20 protein-coding genes are annotated in these 24,632 nt (G+C 72.7%); 8 read left to right on the top strand and 12 right to left on the bottom strand.

The window, feature by feature from the left end; translation table 11 throughout:
- Window positions 1-290: 290 nt before the first annotated feature.
- Genes ACIQMR_RS33855 through ACIQMR_RS33875 form a run of 5 tightly spaced genes read left to right on the top strand, consistent with a single transcriptional unit; the run spans window position 291 to window position 6,311 of the window.
- Window positions 291-3,533: a nitrate- and nitrite sensing domain-containing protein gene (locus ACIQMR_RS33855; RefSeq protein WP_401395639.1), complete on the top strand. Its 3,243-nt coding sequence runs from the start codon at window positions 291-293 to the stop codon at window positions 3,531-3,533.
- Entirely contained in the window at window positions 3,530-4,012 is a 483-nt protein-coding gene (locus ACIQMR_RS33860) for a roadblock/LC7 domain-containing protein (RefSeq protein ID WP_266383010.1), read from the top strand. Before ACIQMR_RS33855 ends, ACIQMR_RS33860 begins: the two co-directional genes overlap by 4 nt.
- Window positions 4,009-4,422 carry a DUF742 domain-containing protein gene (locus ACIQMR_RS33865; protein WP_266383012.1) on the top strand — a complete coding sequence of 138 codons (414 nt, stop codon included), beginning with the start codon at window positions 4,009-4,011 and terminating at the stop codon, window positions 4,420-4,422. Before ACIQMR_RS33860 ends, ACIQMR_RS33865 begins: the two co-directional genes overlap by 4 nt.
- Window positions 4,403-5,026 (top strand): GTP-binding protein, encoded by a 624-nt coding sequence (locus ACIQMR_RS33870; protein ID WP_401395644.1) that lies wholly within the window; start codon window positions 4,403-4,405, stop codon window positions 5,024-5,026. The genes ACIQMR_RS33865 and ACIQMR_RS33870 overlap by 20 nt, the downstream gene beginning before the upstream one ends.
- A 49-nt stretch (window positions 5,027-5,075) precedes the next feature.
- Window positions 5,076-6,311, top strand: a complete 1,236-nt coding sequence (locus tag ACIQMR_RS33875) for a styrene monooxygenase/indole monooxygenase family protein (protein ID WP_401395647.1) — start codon at window positions 5,076-5,078, stop codon at window positions 6,309-6,311.
- A gap of 110 nt (window positions 6,312-6,421) precedes the next feature.
- Here ACIQMR_RS33875 and ACIQMR_RS33880 read toward each other — a convergent pair whose 3' ends face one another.
- The gene (locus ACIQMR_RS33880) at window positions 6,422-7,366 is read right to left on the bottom strand and encodes an AraC family transcriptional regulator (RefSeq protein ID WP_401395650.1); all 945 of its coding nucleotides are present in this window, start codon (window positions 7,364-7,366) and stop codon (window positions 6,422-6,424) included.
- Window positions 7,367-7,625: 259 nt separating this feature from the next.
- Here ACIQMR_RS33880 and ACIQMR_RS33885 point away from each other — a divergent pair, with 259 nt between their 5' ends.
- Window positions 7,626-7,952 carry a nuclear transport factor 2 family protein gene (locus ACIQMR_RS33885; RefSeq protein WP_401395652.1) on the top strand — a complete coding sequence of 109 codons (327 nt, stop codon included), beginning with the start codon at window positions 7,626-7,628 and terminating at the stop codon, window positions 7,950-7,952.
- Between the two features lie 94 nt (window positions 7,953-8,046).
- Here the strand turns inward: ACIQMR_RS33885 and ACIQMR_RS33890 are convergent, their stop codons facing one another.
- From ACIQMR_RS33890 to ACIQMR_RS33915, 6 genes are all read right to left on the bottom strand, one after another.
- The gene (locus tag ACIQMR_RS33890; RefSeq protein ID WP_401395655.1) at window positions 8,047-9,216 is read right to left on the bottom strand and encodes a hypothetical protein; all 1,170 of its coding nucleotides are present in this window, start codon (window positions 9,214-9,216) and stop codon (window positions 8,047-8,049) included.
- Window positions 9,217-9,408: 192 nt separating this feature from the next.
- A complete protein-coding gene (locus ACIQMR_RS33895; RefSeq protein ID WP_401395658.1) occupies window positions 9,409-10,095 on the bottom strand; it encodes a hypothetical protein in 687 nt (228 codons plus the stop codon).
- A 207-nt stretch (window positions 10,096-10,302) separates the two neighbouring features.
- On the bottom strand, window positions 10,303-13,167 hold the full coding sequence (locus tag ACIQMR_RS33900) for a PQQ-binding-like beta-propeller repeat protein (protein ID WP_401395661.1): 2,865 nt from the start codon (window positions 13,165-13,167) through the stop codon (window positions 10,303-10,305).
- 40 nt (window positions 13,168-13,207) lie between these two features.
- Window positions 13,208-13,483, bottom strand: coding sequence for a hypothetical protein (locus ACIQMR_RS33905; RefSeq protein WP_328726188.1), 276 nt, complete (start codon window positions 13,481-13,483; stop codon window positions 13,208-13,210).
- Window positions 13,484-13,512: 29 nt separating this feature from the next.
- Window positions 13,513-14,244 (bottom strand): TetR/AcrR family transcriptional regulator, encoded by a 732-nt coding sequence (locus tag ACIQMR_RS33910; protein WP_401395664.1) that lies wholly within the window; start codon window positions 14,242-14,244, stop codon window positions 13,513-13,515.
- 82 nt (window positions 14,245-14,326) lie between these two features.
- A complete protein-coding gene (locus tag ACIQMR_RS33915; RefSeq protein WP_401395667.1) occupies window positions 14,327-15,262 on the bottom strand; it encodes a diiron oxygenase in 936 nt (311 codons plus the stop codon).
- Window positions 15,263-15,391: 129 nt separating this feature from the next.
- On the opposite strand from ACIQMR_RS33915, the gene ACIQMR_RS33920 reads away from it, so the two are divergent.
- Together ACIQMR_RS33920 and ACIQMR_RS33925 are read left to right on the top strand one after the other, a co-directional pair.
- Complete coding sequence (locus ACIQMR_RS33920) at window positions 15,392-16,498, top strand: ferritin-like domain-containing protein (RefSeq protein ID WP_401395670.1); 1,107 nt, start codon at window positions 15,392-15,394, stop codon at window positions 16,496-16,498.
- An 11-nt stretch (window positions 16,499-16,509) separates the two neighbouring features.
- Window positions 16,510-17,118, top strand: a complete 609-nt coding sequence (locus tag ACIQMR_RS33925) for a Uma2 family endonuclease (RefSeq protein WP_401395673.1) — start codon at window positions 16,510-16,512, stop codon at window positions 17,116-17,118.
- Between the two features lie 15 nt (window positions 17,119-17,133).
- Here ACIQMR_RS33925 and ACIQMR_RS33930 read toward each other — a convergent pair whose 3' ends face one another.
- From ACIQMR_RS33930 to ACIQMR_RS33950, 5 genes are all read right to left on the bottom strand, one after another.
- Window positions 17,134-18,606, bottom strand: a complete 1,473-nt coding sequence (locus tag ACIQMR_RS33930; protein ID WP_401395676.1) for a penicillin-binding transpeptidase domain-containing protein — start codon at window positions 18,604-18,606, stop codon at window positions 17,134-17,136.
- Entirely contained in the window at window positions 18,603-20,006 is a 1,404-nt protein-coding gene (locus tag ACIQMR_RS33935; RefSeq protein ID WP_401395679.1) for an FtsW/RodA/SpoVE family cell cycle protein, read from the bottom strand. The genes ACIQMR_RS33930 and ACIQMR_RS33935 overlap by 4 nt, the downstream gene beginning before the upstream one ends.
- 26 nt (window positions 20,007-20,032) lie before the next feature.
- Window positions 20,033-21,433, bottom strand: a complete 1,401-nt coding sequence (locus ACIQMR_RS33940; protein ID WP_401395682.1) for an ATP-binding protein — start codon at window positions 21,431-21,433, stop codon at window positions 20,033-20,035.
- Window positions 21,430-22,137 carry a hypothetical protein gene (locus ACIQMR_RS33945; protein WP_401395685.1) on the bottom strand — a complete coding sequence of 236 codons (708 nt, stop codon included), beginning with the start codon at window positions 22,135-22,137 and terminating at the stop codon, window positions 21,430-21,432. The genes ACIQMR_RS33940 and ACIQMR_RS33945 overlap by 4 nt, the downstream gene beginning before the upstream one ends.
- A 401-nt stretch (window positions 22,138-22,538) precedes the next feature.
- A complete protein-coding gene (locus ACIQMR_RS33950; RefSeq protein ID WP_401395688.1) occupies window positions 22,539-24,512 on the bottom strand; it encodes a HEAT repeat domain-containing protein in 1,974 nt (657 codons plus the stop codon).
- Window positions 24,513-24,632 lie beyond the last annotated feature (120 nt).

The raw sequence follows: 24,632 nt of genomic DNA on the forward strand, positions 1-24,632 counted from the left end.
CCCGGACGACCAGCGGCTTTCCCTCGGAATGATCGACTCCGGCGAGCTGCGGGCGCGCATCCTGCCAAAGCCCGCGCGGAAGGTCCAACCGGCGCACCACGGGGGCTGGAAAAGCCTTCGCGAACGAGTTGTTTGTCAACTCCCGAGTGATGTTCACTCGTTCGCGTGGCGGAGCGGCCGATGCGCGTCCCCCTCCTGACGGCGCTGGAAAGGTCATGGGCCGTGCCAGGGGTGGGGGACTCTCGTGATGACCGGCCGTCACCTCTGCTTCATGGGCGGACGAGTCAAGAATGCGAGCACCGGTGCAGAAGAAGCGGCCTCGGGGCAAGGGCGGCATGGGCGGTACGGAGTCTTCTGGGCCCGCGGCACCTCAGGTGCCCCCGGCGCCCCAGGTTCCTTCGGCGTCGCCCGAGGAACCCGCGGCCCATGCGGCTGCGGCCTTCGCGGGGCCCCCGGTGCCTTCCGCGCCTTCCACTTTCCCGGCCTCCGTGCCTCCGGTGGTGACGGCCGAGGCGCGTGCCGCCTCCGATCCGACGCTCGTCCCCGGCGGGCGCCCCGTGCGGGTACGCCGCCGCCTCGTCGCCGGTGTCGCCGCCGTCTCCCTCGTCGTCATCGCCGCCGGCGCACCGGCGATCCTCCTGGCCTCCGACGACCTGACGGAGTCCCAGCGGCTCGTCACGCTCGCCGAAGTCAACCGGCAGGCCGTGACCCTCGCCCACTCCCTCGCCGACGAACGCGACGAGGTCACCGCGTACATCGCGGCCGGCCGCGAGGACCAGCAGGGCGAGAAGAAGGACCGCCGCGAGATCTCCGGCAGCGGCAGCGCCCGCGTCGACCGTCAGATCGACGAGATCCGCGGCAACGTCCCGGCCGACCACGCCGACCTCGGCCGCGATCTCGCCGCCGTGCCCTCCGTCCGGCGCACCGCACTCACGGGCAAGGGCAGCGCCCTGGAGGCGTACAAGGCCTACACCGACATCATCGCCGGGCTGCACGCGCTCGCCGACGACCTGGCCGAGAAGACCCCGGCCCGCGCCGCCGACGCCGGTCGCGCGCCGTCCGCCCTCGGCCTCGCCGTCGAGCAGGCCTCCGCCACCCGCGGACTGCTGCTCGCCGCGCTCTCCGTGCCCGGCCCCGCGAACGACGGCCCCTCCTTCGACCCGATCACCGGACTGCCCGTCGAGGACGAGGACGACGCCAAGGCCGAGGCCGCCCGCAACGTCCTCAGCGGCGCCGCCCAGCAGGCCCGCGTCCGCGAACTCGCCGCGCTCGCCGACTTCGACCAGGCCGCGAGCAGCGAGGCCCGGAGCCGGCTCAGCGCCACCGTCACCGGCCCCGAGGTGAAGACCGCCGAGGCCTACCTCGGCCGTCTCACCGACCAGCCCGAACTCTCCGAGAAGGACCGCAAGTCCAACCGCGGGAAGCTCGAATCCGCGCTTTCCGCCCGGATCGAGCAGATGCGCGGCGCCGAGTCCGCGCTCGCCTCCTCCCAGGTCGAGCGCCTGGAGCAGCTCCGCGACGACGACGTGACCGACCTGGAGCTGCGCATCGCACTGCTCGGCGGCTGTCTGCTCGTCACCATCGGCATCTCCTCGGCCGTCGCCCGGAGCCTCACCCGCCCGCTCGCCGTGCTCCGGATCGGCGCCGCCCGACTCGCCGCGACGCCCGAGGCCGGGGAGCCGGTCCGCTTCACCGGCCGCAACGACGAGTTCGCCCAGGTCGTCCGGTCCCTCAACACCCTGCACGGAAAGCTGCTTGACCTCGGCGCCCGGGCCGAGCGGCTGGACGCCGAGCGCGGCGAGCTGACCGCCACCCGCGAGGAGCTCGCCGCGCAGCGCGCAGAGCTCCAGCAGCGCGCCGCCGAGGTCACCGACCAGCTCGACAAGATGCGGCGCACCGTCAGCCACACCTTCGTCAACCTCGCCCTGCGCACCCTCGGACTGGTCGAGCGGCAGCTCGGCGTCATCGAGAAGCTGGAGGAGCGGGAGCAGGACCCGGACCGGCTCGCGACCCTCTTCAAGCTCGACCACATGGCCACGGTCATGCGCCGGCACAGCGAGAACCTGCTGGTCCTGGCCGGCTCCGAGCACGGGCACAGCCACCCGGGACCGGTGCCGCTGGTCGACGTGATGCGCGCCGCGGTCAGCGAGATCGAGCGGTACGAGCGCATCACCATCCAGTCGCTGCCGCCGCACGCCCATGTCGCCGGGTTCGCCGCGGACGACCTGAGCCACCTCGTGGCGGAACTGCTCGAGAACGCCACGTCCTTCTCGCCGCCGGACGCCCAGGTCCAGCTCTCCGGCTGGCTGCTGGAGAGCGGCGAGGTCATGCTCTCCGTCCAGGACGAGGGCATCGGCATGACGGCCGACCGGCTGGACGACCTCAACGCGAAGCTCGCCGCGCCCGAGCGGCCCGGTGACCTCGAACCCGGTCTGGACGGGGAGGGCCTCGGGCTGCGGGTGGCCGGGCTGCTGTCCCGCCGCCACGGCATCCGTGTCCAGCTGCGCGAGCAGAAGCAGGGCGGCATCGCCGCGGTGGTCGTCCTCCCGCAGGCGCTGCTGCCGACCGGGCCGCCGACCGCCACTCCGCAGCCGGCGCCCGTCCCGGGCGGCGCTCCCGCGCTGAACCTCCCCGGTTCGGTCGCGGAGGCCAACTCCAACGCCTTGCCCGCCCGTCGCCCGTCCGCCGGTGACCCGCTCGCCGGTGACCCGCTCGTCGCCGCGGCGGAGGACGCCGTCCGCGCGGCGGAGAGCGAGCAGCCGGGAGCGGTGGACCAGGAGGCCGTGAACGAGCCGGCGCCGGCCGAGCCCGGGAGGACGATTCCCGCGCCCCGGCGTGAGCCGGAGCCGCCGTTCGGGCCCGAACCGGTGGTGCCCGCGGCGCGGCAGGAGCCGCAGCCGACGGCCGAGGCGGAAGCAGGGGCCTTCGCCGATGCGGCCGAGCGCGTCTCCGGGCCGGGACCCGAGTACGTCTCCGACGAGGTGTCCGGGCCGGGACCCGAGTACGTATCCGGACAGGTGTCCGGGCCGCGACCCGAGTACGCATCCGACGACGTGTCCGGGCAGGTGTCAGAGCCGGAGTACGCGTACCCCTCCGACGACGTACCCGGGCACGACGCCGAGCCCGAGCCGGCCCCCACCCCGGAGACCACCCTCCAGGTCCGTCTGCCGCACCCCGCGCCGGAGCCCGACGCCCACGAGCGTGTGGCCGACGCCGCCGGCCACTCGGACCACGCGGACATGACCGGCGGCGATGCCGGGGAGGCGGTCACCGACAAGGGTCTGCCCAAGCGCACCCCCAAGGTCGTCGCCCCCGCCGGGGCGCCCCAGGAGCGCCCCCGGTCCGTCGACGCCGAAGATCTCCGGCGCCGCCTCGGAGGCTTCCACCAGGGTGCGAAGGACGGGCGTCGCGACGTGGAGGCGGAGTTCGCCGAGGCCACCGGCCGGACAGAGAGCTCCGCCCCTGCAGGGACCACGGAACAGAAGGCTCAGAGCGAGGATTCGGGGGACACCGTCGAGGAGGCACGTAGTTGACCGCGACCGGCACATTCGGGCTGAGCAGTGAAGCCCGTAACCTTCACTGGCTGTTGGGCAACCTCGTCGAGGAGGTACCGGGAGTCCGCTCCGTCGCGGTCGTCTCCTCCGACGGCCTCCTCCTGCTGTCGTCGGACCCGGCGCACACCGCCGCCCCCGCCACCACCAAGCGCCAGGACGGCCCGCGCGGCTCCAGCGCCGACCTCGCCACCATCGTCTCCGGCATCGGCAGCCTCACCATCGGCGCCGCCCGGCTGATGGACGGTGGCGGAGTCAAGCAGACCATGGTCGCGATGGCGGAGGGCAGCCTCTTCGTGATGTCCATCAGCGACGGCTCGCTGCTCGGCGTGCACGCCAACGCCGACTGCGACATGAGCGTCGTCGCGTACCACATGGCGCTCTTCGTCGGCCGCGCCGGACACGTACTCACCCCCGAAGTCCGCAGTGAGCTGCGCAAATCGTTGGAGAGCGCCCAATGACGTCCGCCGCCCAGCCCGCCCCCCGGCTTCCGATGCGCGGCGACGGCAAACGCCCCGCCCGCGTCCGCCCGTACTCGCTCACCGGTGGCCGCACCCGGTTCGGCCACGTCCTCCTCGTCGAGACGTTCGTCGCGGCGCTGGAGGCGGCCGACGAGCGCAAGGAACTGACGAACGGGAACCTCACCTCCCGCGTCATGCCGGAGATGCTGGCCATCGTCGAACTCTGCCGCCGGATGCGAACGGTCGCCGAGATCTCCGCACTGCTGAAGATGCCCCTGGGCGTGGTCCGGGTGCTGCTCAGCGACCTCGCGGACCAAGGAAGGATACGCGTGTACGGGACCGGGCACGGCGATGGCCGCCCCGACCGCGCGCTGCTCGAAAGGGTGCTGAGTGGACTCCGTCGTCTCTGACCTCCCCACCGCCGTGGAGGACGAGAACGTCCAGGCCTGGCAGAACGACCGCACCCGCGCACCGATCGCCACCAAGATCGTGGTCGCGGGCGGTTTCGGCGTCGGCAAGACGACCTTCGTGGGGTCCGTCTCCGAGATCACGCCGCTGCAGACCGAGGCGCTGATGACCCAGGCGAGCGAGGGGACCGACGACCTCACCGCGACGCCGGGCAAACTCACCACGACCGTCGCGATGGACTTCGGACGCATCACCCTCGACGACGACCTCGTGCTGTACCTCTTCGGCACGCCCGGTCAGCAGCGCTTCTGGTTCATGTGGGACGACCTCGTGCGGGGCGCGATCGGCGCGGTCGTGATGGCCGACACCCGCCGGCTGAAGGACTGCTTCCCCGCGCTCGACTACTTCGAGAGCTGCGGACTGCCCTACGTCGTCGCCGTCAACCACTTCGAGGGGACCCCTGTCTACGAGGCCGAGGACGTCCGGGAGGCCCTGACCATACCGGCCCACGTCCCTGTCGTGATCATGGATGCGCGTCAGCGGATCACGGTGATCGAGTCGCTGCTCGCGCTGGTGGGCCACGCGCTCGACGCCACCCCCGAATAGCCTCCCCGCACCGCACGTCCCCGTAGTCGCGCAAGGAAAGAGCCCCGCCATGCGGAAGATCCTCATAGTCGGCGCCGGCCAGTCCGGACTCCAGCTCGCCCTCGGCCTCCAGGCACAGGGCTACGAAGTCACCCTCATGTCCAACCGCACGGCGGACGAGATCCGGTCCGGCCGGGTCATGTCCACCCAGTGCATGTTCCACACGGCGCTCCAGCACGAACGCGATCTGAAGATCAACTTCTGGGAGTCCCAGGCCCCGAGGATCGAGGGCCTCGGCGTGTCCGTCGCCGGCCCCGAGTCCCAGCGCGTCATCGACTGGGTCGGCAAGCTCGACGGCATCGCCCAGTCCGTCGACCAGCGCGTGAAGATGGCCGGCTGGATGGAGACCTTCGCCCAGCGCGGCGGCCAGCTCGTCATCCACGGCGCCGCCGTGTCCGACCTGGACTACTTCGCCCGCACCTACGACCTGGTGATGGTCTCCGCGGGCAAGGGCGAACTCGTCTCGATGTTCGGCCGCGACGCCGCCCGCTCCCCGTACGCCGAGCCGCAGCGCGCCCTGGCCGTCGCCTACGTCCACGGCCTCGGCCCGCGCCCCGAGCACCCCGACTACGACGCGGTCCGCTGCAACCTGGTGCCGGGCGTCGGCGAACTCTTCGTCATGCCGACCCTGACCACCTCCGGCCGCGCCGACATCCTCTTCTGGGAGGGCGTCCCGGGCGGCCCGCTCGACGTCTTCCAGGGCGTGAAGGACCCCGCCGAGCACCTCTCCCTGACGCTGGAGCTGATGGAGAAGTTCACGCCGTGGGAGTACGCCCGCGCCACGAAGGTGGAACTCACCGACGCGGGCGGCACGCTGGCCGGCCGCTACGCCCCGACCGTGCGCAACCCGATCGGCCGGCTGCCCGGCGGCGGACTCGTGCTCGGTGTCGCCGACGTCGTCGTCGCCAACGACCCGATCACCGGCCAGGGCTCCAACTCGGCCTCCAAGTGCGCGGCCTCCTACCTCGAGTCCATCACCGAGCACGGTGACCGGCCCTTCGACGAGGCGTGGATGCAGTCCACCTTCGACCGCTACTGGGACACCGCCCAGCACGTCACCAAGTGGACCAACGCGATGCTCGGCGTCCCGCCGGAGCACGTCCTCAACCTGATCGGCGCGGCGGGCGAACTCCAGCCGGTCGCCGACCGGTTCGCGAACGGCTTCAACGACCCGGCGGACTTCGAGAACTTCTTCTATGACCCCGAGAAGACGTCGGCGTACCTGGGCTCGGTCGCCGGAGCCTGACGGGCTTCTGACCAGCACTCACCCCACACCGCACGAGACCAGAGGCCCGGACGCACTGTCCGGGCCTCTTCGTCCCGGCACCGCCCGTGCTGCACGGACGGGAACGGACCTCAGGCAGGGAGCGCGGTGGCCTGCCTGCCCTTGCCCTGCCGCCGGTAGGCGCCCGGGCTGAGACCGAACTCCCGCTTGAAGGCGCGGTTGAAGGCGAACTCCGAGCTGTAGCCCACCCGCTCGGCCACAGCCTGGAGCGGTGCGTCGTCATCGCTGCGGAGGATCCGTCCGGCTGTGCTCATCCGCCACCAGGTCAGGTACGCCATCGGCGGGCGTCCGACGAGGTCGGTGAAGCGCCGGGAGAACGCGGACCGGGACACACCCGCCCGTCGGCTCAATCCCTCGACCGTCCAGGGAGCCGCGGGCTCGGCGTGCATGTCCTGGAGCGCGGAGCCGATCGTCGGATCGGCGAGTGCCGCGGCCCAGCCGCCGGTCCCGCGCGGGGCGTGGTCCTGGTACCAGGCGCGCAGGATGTACAGCAACATCGTGTCGAGAAGTGCGGGGATCGCCGCGTCGGTGCCAGGTCTGCGCTGGTCCAACTCGTCCCCGAGCAGGTCGACGACCGAGGTGAGCGCCATGCGGCTGCCCACCCGCCGCGGGAGGTGGATGACGGCGGGGAGCTCGGCGAGCAGCGGGTGCGCGCCGGCTCGATCGAGCTGATACGAGCCGCACATCAGGAGCGTGAGGTCGCCCGCATCCCCTGCGGGGCCGGGCGCCGACACCCACGTGTCGTCCATGTCGTCCGTCACGTCGACGAGTTCGCTGTCGGGCGAATCGGCGAGGGCGATCTCCTGCCCGTGCGGAACGAGTACGACATCTCCGGCCCCCAGGGCTACCGGGTCCCGTCCCGCGAGCAGCAGCCAGCACCGGCCCTGCAGGACGACATGGAAGCCGATCTCGCGGGTGACCGGGAACCGCAGTCCCCACGGCGCCGTCCGGCGGGTGCGCGCGGCATGCGGCCGACCGGTGCGGATGGCCGCGACCGCGTCGCTGACTACGTCCATGCTCGGATCATACAGATGAGTCCCCAAGCTGAAGACGAATGGATAAAACCTCGCCCTTCTCAGGCATGGATCGTCCACCGTGATCTTCATAGGCTGCTTTACGGAAACCCAGTCCGGCGAGTACGGGAAGAAGCGAATACCAGCCACGACCCCCGATCGAAGCGACCCCGACGCCCTCAGCGGCAAGCGCGCCCTTGTCGCAGGAGGCACCCGTGGAAGGAAAGGCGTGTGACCCACCGACACGAACAGGAGAAAAGGCATGACAACCACCGCGCCCCGGATCGTCCGGCGCTATTTCGAGCTCGCTGCCACACCGGACAGTGAGAGGTACTTCGCCCTGTTCGCCGACGACGCCGTCGTCGAGGACGAAGGCAAGGAGTATGTGGGAATCGACGCCATCCGGGCCTGGCGCACCGAGGTTCCCCTCGTCCAGTACACGATCACCGGCCTCGAACCGGTCAGCGATGGGCTGGTGGTGACCTGCACGGTCGCGGGGGATTTCCCCGGCAGCCCCGTCGCCGGTCTGAGGTTCCATTTCGAAGCGTTCGACGAGGACCACGTGAGGATCCTCCGCATCCGCCCCTGAGCGAGGAGGTTCAGCGATCCGCCGGTGGCGGTCACCGGGCCGGGGGTGACGTGCGACCGCCCCCGGCCGCCAGGCGGCCGGGGGCGGTAGGGGTCTACCAGTAGATGACGGCGTAACCGGCGCCGCCGTCCCTGCCGTTGTCACCGGACTGGGCGAAGAACTCCTCGTCCTCGCCTTCACCGCCCTCTCCACCGTCACCGCCGACAGCGGCGGAGTTCGGCAGGCCGACGATGCCGTCGGCGACAGCGCCGCCCCCGTTGCCGGCCGTGCCGTCGGAACCGGGGCGGTTCGCACCGGCGGTGGAGCACGACGAGTCCCCGCCGTCACCGCCCGCACCCGGAGAACCGGCGTCGGTGTCGTCGGTCGTCCCTCCACCGCCTCCGCCGCCGCCCTCGGCGGTGAGGAGCGCGGTGCCGTTCGGCTTGTTGAACGTGGTCGCACCACCGTCGGTGCCGGGCTGGCCGTCCCGGCCCGCGCCTCCTCCGGGGCCGCTGTCGCCGGCGGTTCCGACGTCCACCAGGTAGCTCTTGCCCGGCTTGACCGGGACGAGGCACCAGGTGAAGCCGCCACCGCCACCGCCACCGCCGTTGCCGCCGTCGGCGGCCGGCACGTCGCCGCCACCGCCACCGCCGCCGCCACCGCCGCCACCGCCCCAGGCCTGGACGAACACCGAGGTGACACCGGCGGGCGGCGTGAAGACCGCGTCCTCGCCGAACTGCACGAGCCCGTGGAGGACTTCGGGGTACTTCGGCTTGTTCTTGCCGTGGCCCTTGCCGTGCTCCTTGTGCTCGTCCTTCTTCTCCTCGCCGCGTTCCTCGCCGCGTTCCTCGCGCGGGGCGGCCTGCTCCTCACCGCGGCCTTCGCCGTGACCCTTGCCGTGTTCCTTCTTCTCTTCGGCCTGGTCCTGGCGTTCGTCGCGCTGGTCCTTCTTCTCCGAGCCTTCGTCCTTCTTCGCGGAGCCCTCGTCCGGGCGTTCGTCGCGCTGGTCCTTCTTCTCCGAGCCTTCGTCCTTCTTCGCGGAGCCCTCGTCCGGGCGTTCGTCGCGCTCGTCCTTCTTCTCCGAGCCCTCGTCCTCGGGCTGGGACTCCTGCACCTCGGAGGGCCGGGACTGACGGTCGTCGTGCGGTTCCGGATCGACTGCGTGAACGGTAGGGGCCATCACGAGCAGCTGGCTGGTCACAGCGACCACGCCGGCTATGGAGGCAAGCAGAACCCGCGCGCGTCGCGCCCGGGGAAGTCCCATGGTCGGGAATCGATTCTTCATGTCTTGGCTTCCTTCCCCGCGGTCACAAAGATTGCCGCAGGAGTGCGAGGGGAACAGCGTGCGGACCGACTGCCCGCACGAGCTCATCCCAGCCGCCGGCACCGAGGCGCGCGCGCCGTCGGCGCGCTGCATGATCCGGTCAGGTGACCCTTCTACCCGACTGGTGTACGCGGGGCGTGTGCCGACGCCTCTTCACGGGCCATTTGCCCTGGTCGGGGGCGCCGGCGCGCCGAGCGCGGCCAGTTCCCGCGCGGAGAGGGACGCCAGCATCGCTTCCACGTCCTTCAGCCGGGCGCGCGCCGTGTCACGCCGACCACGCTCTTCCTCGGCGAGCGACTGCTGCTGGTCGAGGGCCTTGCGCGACGCCGTCGCCAGCGCGTCGACACGCAGCGCCCGGCGCTCCAGCCGGATGATCGTCGCCCGTCTGCTACCGGCCGCGCGCTCCAGCAGATACCCCTGGTCGAGGGCGCGCCGAGGATCGCGTGCCAGCAGGAGCCCGAGGTACGAGGGGAGTTCGGTCCTGCCCTGGTACTGCCGTCGGGCCAGCAGGCCGGCTTCGACACGGCTGCGGGCGAGAGCGTCGCGGGCGTCGGCGAGAGCGGTGTTGAGCCGTCCGGTCTCGACGGTCTGCGCGACGAACAGGTGCTGGGCCACGTCGTACGCCTCCTCCGCCTCGGCCGCCTGCCGGAACAGCCCCTGGAGCTGGGTGAGGAGCCGCGAAACCCTCGCGGGTGCGACACCGGGTGCGACACCGGGTGCGACACCGGCCGCGGGCGCGGCCTCCGGACCGGGCGCGGGTTCCGCCGACGGCCCGGGCGCGGCGGGCGCCCCGAACACCATCACCGCCGTGCAGAACGCGGCGAGCACTCTGCCTGGCACGTCATCACCTCCGGTCGTCCGGATGTCCGGATGGCTCCCGGTTGGTTCCGGCCGGCTCCGGTAGCGATGATGCGGCGGCTCCCCCACGACGGCCGCACGAGTGGCCGGACCGGCCCAACGCGGTCACCCGCTGCGGGCCGATCGGCCCGCCGCCCGGCGTGGCTGCTGGATGTCGGCGGCAGGTGTCCGCCCGGGTGTCCGTCGCCGCTAACCGCCGATGGGCAGCGCGTAGAACGCGCGGTCGCGCCACACCACGGCGGTCCGTCCCGCCGTCACGGCCCGATAGCCGGACACGGGTGTCCGGCCGCCCGCGTCCTGGAACTTCCACAGCCGACCGCCGTCCGCCGTGGTGAACGCCGTGACCTGCGTCGACTCCAGGACCAGCGCGGTACGGCCGCCCGCCGACAGCAGCACGCGCGGCCGCCCGCCGTCGCCGCCGGCCTCCGTGGACTGCGTCCAGCGGCTCGCGCCGGTCGCCGCGTCGAGTGCGTACAGCCGATGACCCGGAGTGGGGACGTACAGCGTGCCGTTGTGGACGACCGCCTCGCCGGACGCGCCGGCGGCCCGCCACAGATGCCTGCCGCTGCGGGTGTCGTACGCGTGCAGGTCGTCACCCGCCGCCGCGTACAGGCGGCCCGAGGGGTCGCCGGACACGGACGCGCCCTGGTGGACCGTGCCGAAGTACTTGCCCCACAGGCGCTTTCCGCCGGGCCGGTCGTACAGGGCGAACAGCGCGCGGCCCCTGTTCACCTTCTGCTGCTGCGGGGTCAGCGAGCCGCTGTCCTGACGTACGAGGATGCCGTCGGGCCGGACCACGACGCCCTGGTAGCGCGGAACGGCGTTCCGGCCGCGTCCGTTCGGGACCTGGGTGCGCCACAGCTCCTTGCGCGCGACGGCGTCGTACGCGAAGAGGTACGTCCGGGCGCCGGACGTACCGGTGAACCAGACCACCGCACCGTCGGCGGCGGCCACCGCGCTGACATGGGCGGGAGCGGCGACGCGATGCCGGACGGCGCCGTCCTGCGGCGACAGCCACACGAAGTGTGTGGCGCCGATGACGAACAGCGCGTCGCCCGCCACGACGGGCGCGTGCCCGGCCGTCGCGGCGGCGGGCTGCGTCCACAGCTTCCGGCCGGTCCGCAGATCCACGCCCGTGCACTGCCGGTCGTCGGCAACGGCCAGAACACGGTCACGCCAGGCGGTCGCCTGCAGTGCGCCGCTTCCCGGGTGCCGGTACGCCCACAGCGGCGTGGGCGGCACCCCGGTCAGCGGCTTCGCGGCCGGTGCGGGCCGGGAACCGGGCCGTGGTGGGGTGCTCTTCTCGTCCCCGCCCGCCAGGGCGGCCCCGATCCCGCCTCCGACCAGCAGCCCGACGGCCCCGGCCACGCCCCCGAGGACCACGGCACGCCGCTCCGCCCCGGCCTTGGCGGCCAGCACGGACGCGGTGAGTACGGACTTGGGCGCCCCGTCACCTTCCGCGGCGGCGGCTCGGCCGGCGGTCGGCGTCTCACTCCGACCGGGCTGCGGAGTCCCGGCCCAGGCGTGGGCGGGGACGCCCGCGCCGGCGTGCGGCGGGACGGCCGGCGCGGTCCCGGGGGAGCCGGCGACGGTGGCGGAACCCGCCTGGCCCTCCGCAGGTCCGCGTTCCGCAGGTCCGCCTGCCGGTCCGGCAGGGCCCGTCGGCACGGGTGCGCCTGCCGTGGCCGCAGATCCGGCCGTTCCCGCCGTGCCCGCCTGCGGCGGTGGACCCGATTCCGCCGGGGGCAGGGCGCGAGGCAGGCTCAGGGCGGCGGTGGCCTTGTCGGTGGTTCGCAGTTGGACGGCACCGAGCGCCAGGGTCCTGCGGCCGTCATCGGCCCGGGCGCCGGAGGAACCGCCGTCCTGCCGCCGCTCGCTCTCGCCCGGTGCCGCGGCGTCCGTCTCGGTGGGCTTCGCGCTCTCGGCCGGCGCGGTGTCCTGCGGCACGAAGCCGGCCGGCACGGCGTCCTGCGGCGTCGTTCCGCCCGGTGCGGGGGCGATGGCCGGGGGGTCTCCGGCCCCGGGCGTGGCACCGGCGGCGTCCGCCGCGCTGGGTGAACCGGCGGCGCCCGCGGACGACGGCCCGCCCAGAAGACGGGCCACCGCAGCCGCCTGGTCCGCGAGGGCGGCCGGCAGATCCTGCGGCAGCCAGCCGTCGCCGTTCTTGGCCAGTGCCGCCGCGCCCTCCAGGGCGAGCGTGGCCGCGGCGCTGCCCGCGGTGGGCCGGGCCGCCGGGGACTTGGCGAGGCAGGCGGCCACCAGATCGCGCAAGCCGTCGGGGAGACCGTCCAGTTCGGGCTCGGCGCCGGCGATGGCCGGGCCGTCGGGGAAGGGTGTGGTGCCGGTGGCGGCATAGGCGAGCAGCAGACCGAGGACGAAGACGTCGGACGCCGTGCCGGGCTTCTCGCCGGCGAGCTGCTCCGGGGTGAGGTAGCCGAGGCGTACGGACAGTCCGCCGCCGGGGGCCGGTTCGGCGTGGGCGGCCGCACCCAGGGCACCGAAGGCCGTGAGCCGGGGCCCGTCGGCCGCCAGCAGCACGGTCTCCGGCGCGAGCCCGTGCAGCACGGTGCCGGTGGCGTGGACCCGGGACAGGGTCTCGGCGAGACCCGCGCCCAGGACCCGTACGGTCCGCTCCGGAAGGGGGCCCACGAGCGCGATCGCCTCGCCGAGCGTGACGGCGGGGACGTACGCGTACGCGGTCCACAGCTCGGGTCCGTTCGTGGACGTGCCGACGGGGGCGGGGACCCAGCCCCCGGCCAGCCGCTCCGCCGTACGGGCCTCCGCCTCGAAGCGGCCGCGGAACGCCGGGAGCGCGGCGAGACCGTCCCGGGCGAGGGACACGACGACGGCGGCGGCGCCGTGGTCGGTCTCCGTCCCGGTCCCCGTCGCGGTCCCTGTCCCGGTCTCCGTCCCCGACTCCGCCCCGGTTCCGGTATCGGCGTCGCTGTCCGCGACCTCGGCGAGGTACTGGACGGTGGTCGCGGTCACCCGCAGACGCCCCAGCGTCGTGTACGGGCCGACCCGTCGCGGGTCGCCGTCCTGCAGTGGCTCCATCGGCGCTGCTCCCCCCGTGGTCGTACGCTCGCCCGTGATCCTATTCGGCCCGCTTCGGCTTCGACCAGGGCCAGTTGAGGGTGCGGCGCTCCCGGCCCTCGGGCACGTACTCGTACTTCCAGCCGCGCGGCAGACCGAGCCGTCTCGAATGGCCGGCGGGGGCGCGGCGGTACGCGTACACGGTGTGCGGACCGCCGTCCTCGTCCGGGACCGGCACCTCGTACCACTGCGGGGGACTGCCGGTGGGGCCGACGAGGACGGGCAGGACCTGCCCGTCCAGCGGTCCGCCGACGAAGGGGGTGTTCTCGCTTCTCACCCGTCCAGTCTCGCGCAGCCGGGCGCGAGCTACAGCAGGTGGCCCGCCTCGCCCACGAGGGGCAGCACCCGGCGCCCGAGCGATCCCACCGGGCCGGACGGGGACTCCAGGGTGAGCAGCTGCCGGAGGACGTCCGCGGTCTGCCCGTCGGAGGCCGCCGTCGCAGCCAGCAGGGCGATGAGGTGGTCGACGAGCCAGTCCCGCAGCTCGCCGACCGGAGGCCGCTTGTCCTCGTCCAGCCAGATCAGTGACGCGGCCTCGACCGCGGCGATCCAGGTGCGCACCATCATCCGCATCCGAGGGCCGGGGTCCGGGACCCCGAGGTGGTCCAGGATCTGCTCGGCCGCGGCGCGCCGTACCCCGTCGACGATCGCGCTGGTGCGGGACGTCTCGGCGACGCTGCCGCCGCGCATCAGCGCGCTGAACCCGGCGTCGTGCTCGTCGACGAAGACGAGATAGCGGTCCAGGACCCGGCCGAGCCGCTCGGTCGGCGGCCCTGTGGGCGGCTCGGCGAAGCACAGCACGAGTGCGTCCGCGGAGCTGCGCAGCGCGGCCTCGTACAACTGCTGCTTCCCGCCGGGGAAGTAGCGGTACACGAGAGGCCGCGAGACCCCCGCCGTCTCGGCGACGTCGTCCAGCGACACGTCCTCCGGCGCCCGGTGGGCGAACAGCGTGAGGGCGGCGCGAAGAAGCTGACTGCGCCGCTCCTCCACGCTCAGGCGCCGGTACGCGCGATTCGTCGCGGGAGCACTGGAGGTCATACGTGCAGCCTAACCGCCCCCTCCAGGAGCAGGGCGGCCGTCACCCGGCCGGTGGCCGGAACGCCGTCACGGCCGCCCGCCCTCAGGCCAGCAGTCCCGAGCTTTTCCACAGCCTGCGTCCCGGGCCCCGGAGTACGCCGATGTCGTCGAGGAAGTCCGTGAGCCGCTTCGCGCCCGTCTGCATCACCTCGCGGCGGTGGCCGCTCGCCCGCACCTGGGCGACGGCCTCCCGGCGGTCGAGGCCGACGTTCTCGTAGACCTTGGGGTTGACGAAGCAGACGGAGAAGACCCGCGCCGCCTCGCCGCAGCTGAGCCGCGTGAACTCCTGCTCCCAGCGCGGCGCGGTCACCATCTGGCGGCGCAGCTCCTCGCGTGCGTACCGGACATGGCGTGCCTCCTCCACCACGTGGATGCGTGTCACACCCCGTACCAGGGTCTGGACGCGCTCGTCCGGGAAGGTCAGGCGCTGCATCCAGTCGAGGATCTCCTCGCCGAGCAGTGTGGCGGCGAACGAACCGGGGGTCGTGGAGACGGTCTTCAGGACGCGGGCGAGGTTGTGGTAGACCCGGGGGACGGGATAGGCCGGGGCGCCACCCTTCTGGATCATCTTGGCGAACATCATCGAGTGCCGGCACTCGTCCGCTATCTCGGTGAGGGCGTAGCGCACGTGGTTGCTGGTCACCGGCTTGTCGTAGATGTGCCGCACCAGCAGCTGCATGAGGATGATCTCGAACCAGATGCCGAGCGAGGCGAGCGACGCCGCCTCGTGCCGCGCCAGGTCCATCCGCTGTTCCTCGGACATCCGCTGCCACAGCGGGGTGTCGTAGAGGGACACCAGCTCCGGCGGCCAGAACCACTTGCCCTCCTCGATCGGGGCCTCCCAGTCGAGTTCCTTGTCCGGGTCGAAGGAGTGCTTGGCCGAGGATTCGAGCAGGCGCGCGGCGACCTGTTCGCGGTCGCGCAGCGGCCCGAGGGCGTCGCGGAGGAGCGTGAGATCGCGTTGGGTCACAGTCGTCATGCCACTTATGAGACTGCGCGTCAGTAAGGGCGTCAATCCCTTGCGCAGTACTTGTTGACTGGGTGTCTACCAACGTGTGAGCCTGCCAACAGACCGTCAGTTCGTCAGTGCGAGGCGAGGGAGCCTTTCGTGTCGACGTATGACTACTACACCAACCCGCCCCAGGAACCCGTCTGGTCCGTCCCGGCCGCCGGCGCCGCCCGCTTCAGCTGGGAGTACGAGGACGGACGCGACCGGCTGCTCGCCCTCTACCAGAAGGGCAAGGACAAGCAGTGGGACGGCGCCAAGCGCATCGACTGGGACCTGGAGGTCGATCCGTACGACCCCCTCGGCACCCCCGACGAAGCCCTCAGCCTCTACGGCACCCGCCACTGGTCGAAGATGACCGAGAAGGACAAGGGCGATCTGCGCCGGCACTACTCCTCCTGGCAGTTCAGCCAGTTCCTGCACGGCGAACAGGGCGCGATGGTGTGCGCCGCGCGGATCGTCGAGTCGGTGCCCGACCTCGACGCGAAGTTCTACTCCGCCACCCAGACCATGGACGAGGCCCGGCACGCCGAGATCTACGCCCGCTTCCTGCACGAGAAGATCGGGATGCTGTACCCGATCAACGACAACCTCCAGGCCCTGCTCGGCGACACCCTGCGCGACTCCCGCTGGGACATGCCGTACCTCGGTATGCAGGTCCTCATCGAAGGGCTCGCCCTCGCCGCGTTCGGCATGATCCGCGACACGACGGAGAAGCCGCTGCCGAAGCAGATCCTGGCGTACGTGATGCAGGACGAGGCCCGGCACGTCGCCTTCGGGCGGATGGCGCTGCGCGACTATTACCGGCAGCTCACGGACGCGGAGCGGCGTGAGCGCGAGGAATTCGTCATCGAGGGCTGCTATCTGATGCGGGACCGGATCCGTGGGATCGAGGTGCTGGAGGACTTCGGCATCCCGAGGAAGGAGGCCGAGGAGTACACCGAACAGTCCGAGTTCCTGCACCTCTTCCGCAAGCTGCTCTTCAGCCGGATCGTGCCGTGCGTCAAGGACATCGGCCTGTGGGGCGAGCGGCTCCAGAAGGCGTACGTCGACATGGGCGTCTTCGAACTCGGCGACTCCAACCTCGATCTCCTGATGAGCCAGGACGAGGAGCTAGCGGAGCAACTGGACCGGGAGCGCTTCGCGGCGGAGGAGGCGCAACGGGTGGCCGAGGTGACCGAGGCGATCGCGGAGGGCGGCGGCACCTGACCTGAGCCATCATGAGTGCCGCACGCGAGTACGGGCTGGACGACCAGTACGAGTGGGCCCGCCCGCCGGCGGACGGGTGGACGGCGGACGACGTGGACAAGCTTCCCAATCTTCCTCCGCACACGGAGTTGATCGACGGGAGTCTCGTCTTCACGAGTCCGCAGACCCGATTCCATACGCGTGCCATGCGTCTTCTGGAGAACGCGCTCATGGACCAGGCGCCGGACCACCTGGAGGCCATCCGGGAGATGACGATCAAGCTGGACCGGCGGAACCGGCCGGAGCCCGATGTCCTCGTCGTTCCGGTCGAGGCGGACACCGGTCCTGGCCAGGCATGGTTCATGCCGGAGGACGTCGTCCTTGCCGTCGAGGTCGTGTCGGCCGATTCACTGGAGCGCGACCGTGAGGTCAAGCCCCGAAAGTACGCACAGGCGCGGGTTCCGCACTTCTGGCGCGTCGAGCAGAGCGACGGATTGCCTGTGGTGTACGTGTACGAACTCGACCCGGCCACCGTGGCGTATGTGCCGGTCGACATCTTCCACAAGCGGCTCAAGGTCGATCGTCCTTTCCCCGTCGAGATCGACCTGACCGCGATCAACCAGCGAAAGCCCCGCGTCTGACCGGCCGCGCACCCGTCAGGGGCGCCGGGCCGCCGTGCTCAGCGCCTGGACCATCACCGCCCGGGCGATCGGCGCCGCGTCGCCGCCGCCGCTGATCTCGCCGCCCGCCGCCTCCGGGTCCTCGACGACCACCGCGACCGCCACGGCAGGACGGGGCGCGTCGGGCTTCTGCGCCCAGGCGATGAACCAGGCGTACGGCGTCCCGGCGTTGCCGACGCCGTGCTGCGCGGTGCCCGTCTTCCCGCCCACGGTCACGCCGTCGATCAGCGCGCGCTTCCCGGTGCCCTTCTCGGCCGCCTCGATCATCAGCCGGCGCAGCTCCAGCGCCGTCGCCGGGAACATCGCCCGCCGGTACGACCGCCGTGGTGTCTCCCGGACCGTGTCGCCGTCCCAGGTCGTCGTGCGGTCCACCAGATACGGGTGGGCCAGCTCGCCGCCGTTGGCGACGGCAGCCGCCACCATCGCCATCTGCAGCGGCGTGGCCGTCGTGTCGAACTGGCCGATGGACGACAGCGCCAGCTGGTCCACGCTCATCCGCCGGTCGAAGTTGGACGGGGCCACCCCCGACGGAATCCGCAGCCCGCCGTCGTTGAACCCGAAGCGGCCCGCCGTCTCCAGCATCCCCTTCAGCCCCACCTTCACCCCCAGGTTCGCCATCACCGTGTTGCACGACCACTTGATCGCGTACTCCAGTGACGCCTTCCTGCAGCCGGGCACGGGGTTGGGCAGCGTGGTCCTGGTGCCCGGGATGGTGAACGGGTCGGGGGTGTCGGTCGGGGTCCTCGCGTTCCTGACGGCCCGTGCCTCCAGCGCGGCCGCCGCCGTCACGATCTTGAACGCCGAGCCGGGCGGATACGTCTGCCGGATGGCCCGGTTGAGCATCGGGTGGTTCGTCGCCCCGTTGAGCCGCTGCCACGCCGCCGTGACGTCCGCGCTGTTCCCCGACAGCAGTCCGGGTTCGTACGAGGGGCTGCTGACCAGCGCCAGGATCCTTCCGGTCGACGGCTCGATCGCGACGACCGCCCCGCGCCTGCCGGCGAGGCCCGCGTACGCGGCCTGCTGCATCGGCGCCCTGACGGTGGTGACGACCTTGCCGCCGGGCCGCTCGGAGCGGGTGAACTCGTTCCAGAACGGAAGCGGGGCGAGCATCGGGTCCGTACCGGCCAGCACCGCGTCCTCGGCGTGCTCCAGGAACGTCGTGCCGTACGTCTGCGAGGAGTAGCCGGTGACGGGGGCGTACAGCGGTCCGTGCCGGTACGTGCGCTCGTACCGCAGCTGCTGGCCGGTGTCCTTGGAGCCCGTGACCGGCTGACCGCCCACCACGATGTCGCCGCGCGGTTCGTCGTAACGCGCGATGGCCGGACGCCGGTTCGCCGGGCTGCCGCCCAGGGTGTCGGCCTGGAGGATCTGCACCCGCACGGCGTTCACGAACAGCGCGGCGAGCAGGAAGAGGCTCAGCGTCGCCGCGCGCCGGATGTAGCGCGTCATCGGGCCTCCTCCGGCGCGGCCGGCGACGCGGCCACGCCGGTGGGCGCGATGACGCCCGTCTCGACGGGCTCCGGGTGCGGCGCGCGGGCCGAGTCGCTGACGCGGATCAGCAGCGCCACGATGATCCAGTTGGTGACGACCGACGAACCGCCCTGCGCGAGGAACGGCATGGCCATCCCGGTCAGCGGGATCAGCCCCGTCACCCCGCCCGCGATCACGAAGACCTGCACGGCGACGATGGCGGCGAGTCCCACCGCCAGCAGCCGGCCGAAAGGGTCCCGCAGGTCGAGTCCCGCGCGGTAGCCGCGCTCCACCAGCAGCGCGTACAGCAGGAAGAGCGCGGTCAGTCCGGCCAGTCCCAGCTCCTCACCGGCCGTCGCCAGAATGAAGTCGGACTTGGCGGCGAAGCCGATGAGGATCGAATGGCCCGCGCCGAGCCCGCTGCCGAGGAACCCTCCGGCGGCGAACGAGAACATCGACTGGGCGAGCTGGCTCGGCCCCTCGCCGGCCGCGATCGACGCGTACGGATCGATCCAGGCCTCGACCCGGCTGTGCACATGCGGTTCGAACGCGCCCACGGCGAACGCCCCGACGGCCGCCAGCAGCAGTCCCACGACGATCCAGCCGGTCCTGCCGGTGGCGACGTAGAGCATGATCACGAAGAGGCCGAAGAACAGCAGCGAGGTGCCGAGGTCCCGCTCCAGCACCAGGACGACCACGCTGATCAGCCAGATCGCGACGACCGGGCCGAGCACCCGGCCGGCGGGCAGACGGAGGCTGCGGATCCGCCGGCCGGTGTGGGCGAGGGCGTGGCGGTTGGCCGCCAGGTACGCGGCGAAGAACACCGCGAGCAGGATCTTGGCGAACTCGCCCGGCTGGAAGGAGAATCCGCCGATCCGGATCCAGATCCGGGCGCCGTTCACCGCCGGGAAGAGGATCGGCACGATCATCAGCACCAGCGCGGCGGCCACCGAAAGGTAGGCGTAGCGCTGCAGCATCCGGTGGTCGCGCAGCAGTACGGCCACCGCGATGAAGAGCGCGACGCCGAGGGTGGACCAGATCAGCTGGGCGGGGGCGGCCCGGTCGGCCGGTGTCTCCAGATCGAGCCGGTAGATCAGCACCAGGCCCACGCCGTTGAGGAGGACCGCGATCGGGAGCAGCAGGGGGTCCGCGTACGGAGCCCGGAGCCGTACGGCGAGATGGGCGAGCAGCGCGAGCAGACCGAGGCCCGCGCCGTAGGCGAGGGCGTCCGGGGGAACGGCGCCGTTCCTGGTGAGGCCGACGTCGACGTAGCCGTAGACGGAGACGAGGACGGCGCAGACGAGCAGCGAGAGCTCGACACCCCGACCGTGTGCCGGGCGGGGTGCGGGCGGGGGAGTCTCCGCCGTCGTTGCGGTCATGCGACGCAACGTAGCAAGCGGGGGTGTTATGTCTGCCTATCTGTCGACTCTGCCCGCTCCATGTCGGTGTCGTCGGCGGCGTGGTCGTCGTCGGCGGTGTCGTCGGCGGCGGTGTCGGATTCCGGGCAGTCCGTGAGGTGGACGTACTCGGGCAGCGTCAGCCGGGCGACCGCCCCGCCCTCCTGCGCGTTCCCGAACTCCAGCTCCGCGCCGATCACCGCCGCCTGTCCCACCGCGATCGTGAGCCCGAGGCCGTGGCCCTTGCCGCCCGACTCCGTACGGAAGCGCTGCGGGCCGTGCTCCAGCAGGTACTCCGGATAGCCCGTGCCGTGGTCCCGGACCGACACCACTGGCCCGTCCACCGAGACCACCACCGGCCGCTCGCCGTGCTTGTGGGCATTGGCGATCAGATTGCCGAGCACTCGCTCGAGGCGGCGCTTGTCCGTCTCGACACGCGTCGCGCGGAAGATCAGCAGATCCGTTTCCGCACCGGAGGAACGCGACATCCGCACGACCCGCTCGGCCAGCGGCACCAGTTCGTGGATGTCGAGATCGACCGTCTCCCCGCCCGCCTCCAGCCGCGATATCTCCAGCAGGTCCTCGGTCAGCGCCCGCATCGTTCGCACCCGGTCCCGCACCAGCTCCGCCGGACGGCCCGGCGGCAGCAGTTCGGCCGCCGCGGACAGTCCCGTCAGAGGGGTGCGCAGCTCGTGCGCCACGTCCGCGGTGAAGCGCTGCTCGCTCAGCAGCTTGCCCTGCAGCGTGGAGGCCATGGTGTCCAGCGCGCCGGAGACCGTGGCGACCTCGTCCTCGGGGCGCGAAGGGTCCTTCGTACGGGGGTCGTTGACGCGCGCGTCCAGGTCGCCGGCGCTGATCCGCCGTGCCACCTGCGCCGTCAGATGGAGCCGGCGCGTGACCCGGGTCACCGCGAACGCTCCCATCAGCAGCGTCGCGCCGATCGCCAGCACCGAGGAGCCGAGGATGGCCCGGTCGAGACCCGTGATCGTCTGCGCGCTCAGCGAGTAGTCGATCCGTACGGCGAGCGCACGGCCGTCCGCCGGGCCCGCCGCCCACATCGTCGGCCGCCCGTCGACGTCCGAGACCACCGTGCCGCGCTGTCCGCGCAGCGCGAGCGCCCGCAGCCCGGCCGGCAGGCCCGGCGGGTCCACCGCGCCGAACCGGCCCATCGGCTCGCCGGCCTCGTACGCCTCGGTCGTGTCCTCCAGCTTGGACAGTGCCTTCTCGCGGGCCTGGTCGACCGTCTGGCGCGTCACGGACGCATGCACCAGCGCGCCGAGCAGCGCCGCGAGCGCACAGCACATGACGGCGATGAAGACGGCGGCCTTCCACGTGAGCGTGGCGGTCCAGGCGGGCAGCCGAGGGCGGCGCGGCCGCCTCCGGCGGCGGGTCAGGGGGCGACGGCTCATCGTGCGTCCGTCGGCGGCTCGGTGGCGCCGGGTCTGGACGGCTTGACCCGGACGATCTCGTCGCGGGCGGGGAGCATCGCCCGCTGCTGTTCGTCCCAGGACCAGACCGTGCGGTACTCGTACCCGGGGATCCCCGCGGAGACGGCACGCAGGATCAGGTCACGGCCCGCCAGCTCGACGCTGACGATCGGCTCCGCGTCGGACATGATGCGCGTCAGCCCGCCCTTCTCCGGCATGTAGACCCGGATCGCGGTCTGCTGCTCGGGCAGCGTGATGCCGACGATCAGCTCGTCCTTCCCGTCGCCGGTGAGGTCCCGGTAGTACGGCTTGAGCACCGGGCATGCCTTCGGCCGCTTCTTGCAGTCGCGGATCTGCTGCGCGGTCCGCTCGTAGAGCCCGTCGGGGCCGGTGACCCGGCCGGGGTGGGCGGCGACTTCCGCCTGGACGACGGCGACCGGGTCCAGCGCGTGCACATCGCCGCCCGGTGCCGCGATGCCGGCGATGTGTTCGGTGTCGCTCTCGCCGTAGTCGACCGGGGGCGCGGAGATCGGCGGCAGCTCGGGCCACAGCTGGACCGGCCCGACGGCGGTCGGGGTGGCGCCGGCGCTCTCCAGCTCACCCGCGTTGCCGCAGCCGGACAGCAACAGCGCGGCGGCGAAGGCCGCGCCGACGGCGGCGCGGGGACGTATGAGGGGGCGGGGCAAGGGAGGTCCTGGGGGATGTCGGTTCGGGCGCTGGCCGTTCCCAAGAGTACGGAAGTCTGATTTGTATGGGTTGGGGTGGGTGGCGGCGCCCAGCCGGGACACGGCAGGAGGCAGACCCCTCGCGGGGAAACGCCCCCGGTCCGTGCCCAGCCCGGACACGGCAGGAGGCAGACCCCCCGTAGGGAAACGCCCCCGGTCGGCTCGCGGCGAGGACTCCCGCACCCGCCGGGCCGATGGCGGGGCATCCGCACCCGCCGGGCCGACGGCGAGGAGTCCGCACCGGTCAGGCCGACGGCGGGGAAGCCGGCGGTGCGGGCCGGTCCGCAGCGGCGGGCTGCGCGGGGCCGCCCGTGGCGGGGAGCCCTGCTGCCGTCGAGCGATCCTGTGCCGCGACCGGCAGGTCAGTCGGTCTGGGACGCGAGCGCCGCGCGGCACAGGGACAGCAGGCGTTCGTCCTGTTCGATGTCATGGCTGCCCGAGCCGCCGTCGAGGACGTTGTGGCGGCGCGGGCGGGAGAGTTCCGCGCGCAGGAGCGGGACGGCGGGCGCCGCGGCGGGGCCCATCTCGGCGAGGCACTCGGCGATCTCGACCCGCCCGTACCGGTTCTCCTCCCACGCCGTACGCAGCACCGGAAGGGATTCCCCGGCCCCACCGGTGACCCGCCACAGCGCCACCGCCGCGTCCATCCGCAGCCACCGCTCCGGCGACGTGAGCAGTCCGCGCAGCGCGGGCGCCGCGTCGACCGCCGCGGGGCCCACGGCGCCGAGCGCGGTCGCGGCGGACCGGCGCTCGTCGGGGCCGTCGGCGGCCAGGAGTTCGCGGAGCGCCGGCAGCACCGCGGCGCCGTCGCCCGTGACGGCCCACAGCGCGCGGGCCGCGGCCGCCACGACCGACGAGGACGGGTTCCGCAGCAGCGCACGCAGGTCGGGCGCGGCCGCGGCCGCCGCGGGCCCGAACGCCGTGAGCGCCCGCAGCGCCGACTCGGTCACCCACTCCCCGCCCCGCGCCGGCGCACCGCGCAGCACCCGCAGCACTTCGGGCAGCGCCTCAGCGGCCCGCGCCCCGGCGAGTGCGGACAGCAGGGGCGCGGCCCGGTCGAAGAGCTGCTCGTCCAGGGCGACCTCGCCGAGCCGGCGCCGCAGTACCGGTGCGAGCGGGGCGGCCCGGGTACCGAGATACGGCACCGCGAACGCCGCGTCACGCGGCAGGTCCGGCTGCTCCAGCGCCTCGGCGAGCGCCGGAAGGGCCCGCGCGTCGCCGAGCCGGGCGAGCGCGACCAGCGCGCGGTGGTCGTCGGTGGCGCCCATCCGCGTCGCGAGCGCGTCGGCCGCGGGCAGCGCCAGCCCGAAGAGGCTCTCCAGGAGGCTGGCCGCGGCGCCCCGCAGCAGCGGATCGGGATCGCCGAGCTGAGCCCCGACGAGCCGTACGACCTCGTCGTACGCACCGCGCCAGGCCCGGATCAGTCCGTGGCACATCCATACGGCGTCCGTGCGCTGCGCCGGGTCGGCACTCGTCAGCTGGCCGGTGAGCAGCGCGATCCGGTCGTCCACGCGGTCGCCGAGCGCCGAGTGCAGGGTCCGCAGCAGGTCGTCCGCCCAGGGCGCCGCCCCCGGCCCGGAACCGCCACCGTCCCCCGACGGCGGGACCCCGGGCCCGTCGGTGGCCCGCAGCAGCGCGGTCGCCGTGGACGCGATGTCGTCGGGCAGGCGGCCCGGCGCGCAGCGCGCGAGCTGGGTCAGCGCGGCCAGCCGCAGGCCCGGCGACCGGTCGGGCGCCAGCAGAGTGGTCAGCCAGACGACCGCCTCGGCACGCAGCGACTCATGGCGCAGCGCGATCCGCCCCACCGCCTCGACCAGCGCGAGCCGCACCTCCGTGTCGGATTCCCCGGCCAGCCGGTCCCGGAGCAGTGCGAGCACCTGGGCCGGGTCGCCGTGCAGCATCGCCAGCGCGCACGGCGCGGCGAGCCGCACCCCGGCGTCCGGGTCGTCCAGCAGCCCGAGGAACACGTCCGCGCCCGCGGCGACCGCGGCCGCCGCCATCGCGTAGTTCGCGGCGTCCTCGAACTCCTCGTCCTCCGGGTCGAGTTCGTCGCCGTCGAGGTCGATGCCCCCGATGCTCGTGAGCAGCTCCACGACCGCGCCGCGGTCCTGGACCTCGGGGCTGGCGACCAGTTCGAGCAGGAAGGGAATGCAGGCCAGCGTCGAGTCGTACACGTCGCCCTGGTGGTGCACCGCGGCGTAGATCCCGTCGAGCGCGCTCTCCCGCTCCGCCGGATCCGCCGAGGCGAGTCCCCGCAGCAGCCCGGGGACATCGTCCGCCGATCCGTACGCATGTCCCATCGAGGCCCAGTCGACCTCGTCGATCCCCGTGAACACGCCGTTCCCTCCCGCGAGCCAGGTGCTTGGGGAGAGTGTGCACCAGGTCGGCGGCAACCCACCCCGCGTGAGTCGGTCCGGGATATTGCCCGCGCCGCCCCAGGGCTGTTCCCATGGTCG

Source organism: Streptomyces sp. NPDC091376, assembly GCF_044757085.1.
Taxonomy (GTDB): Bacteria; Actinomycetota; Actinomycetes; order Streptomycetales; family Streptomycetaceae; genus Streptomyces; species Streptomyces pratisoli.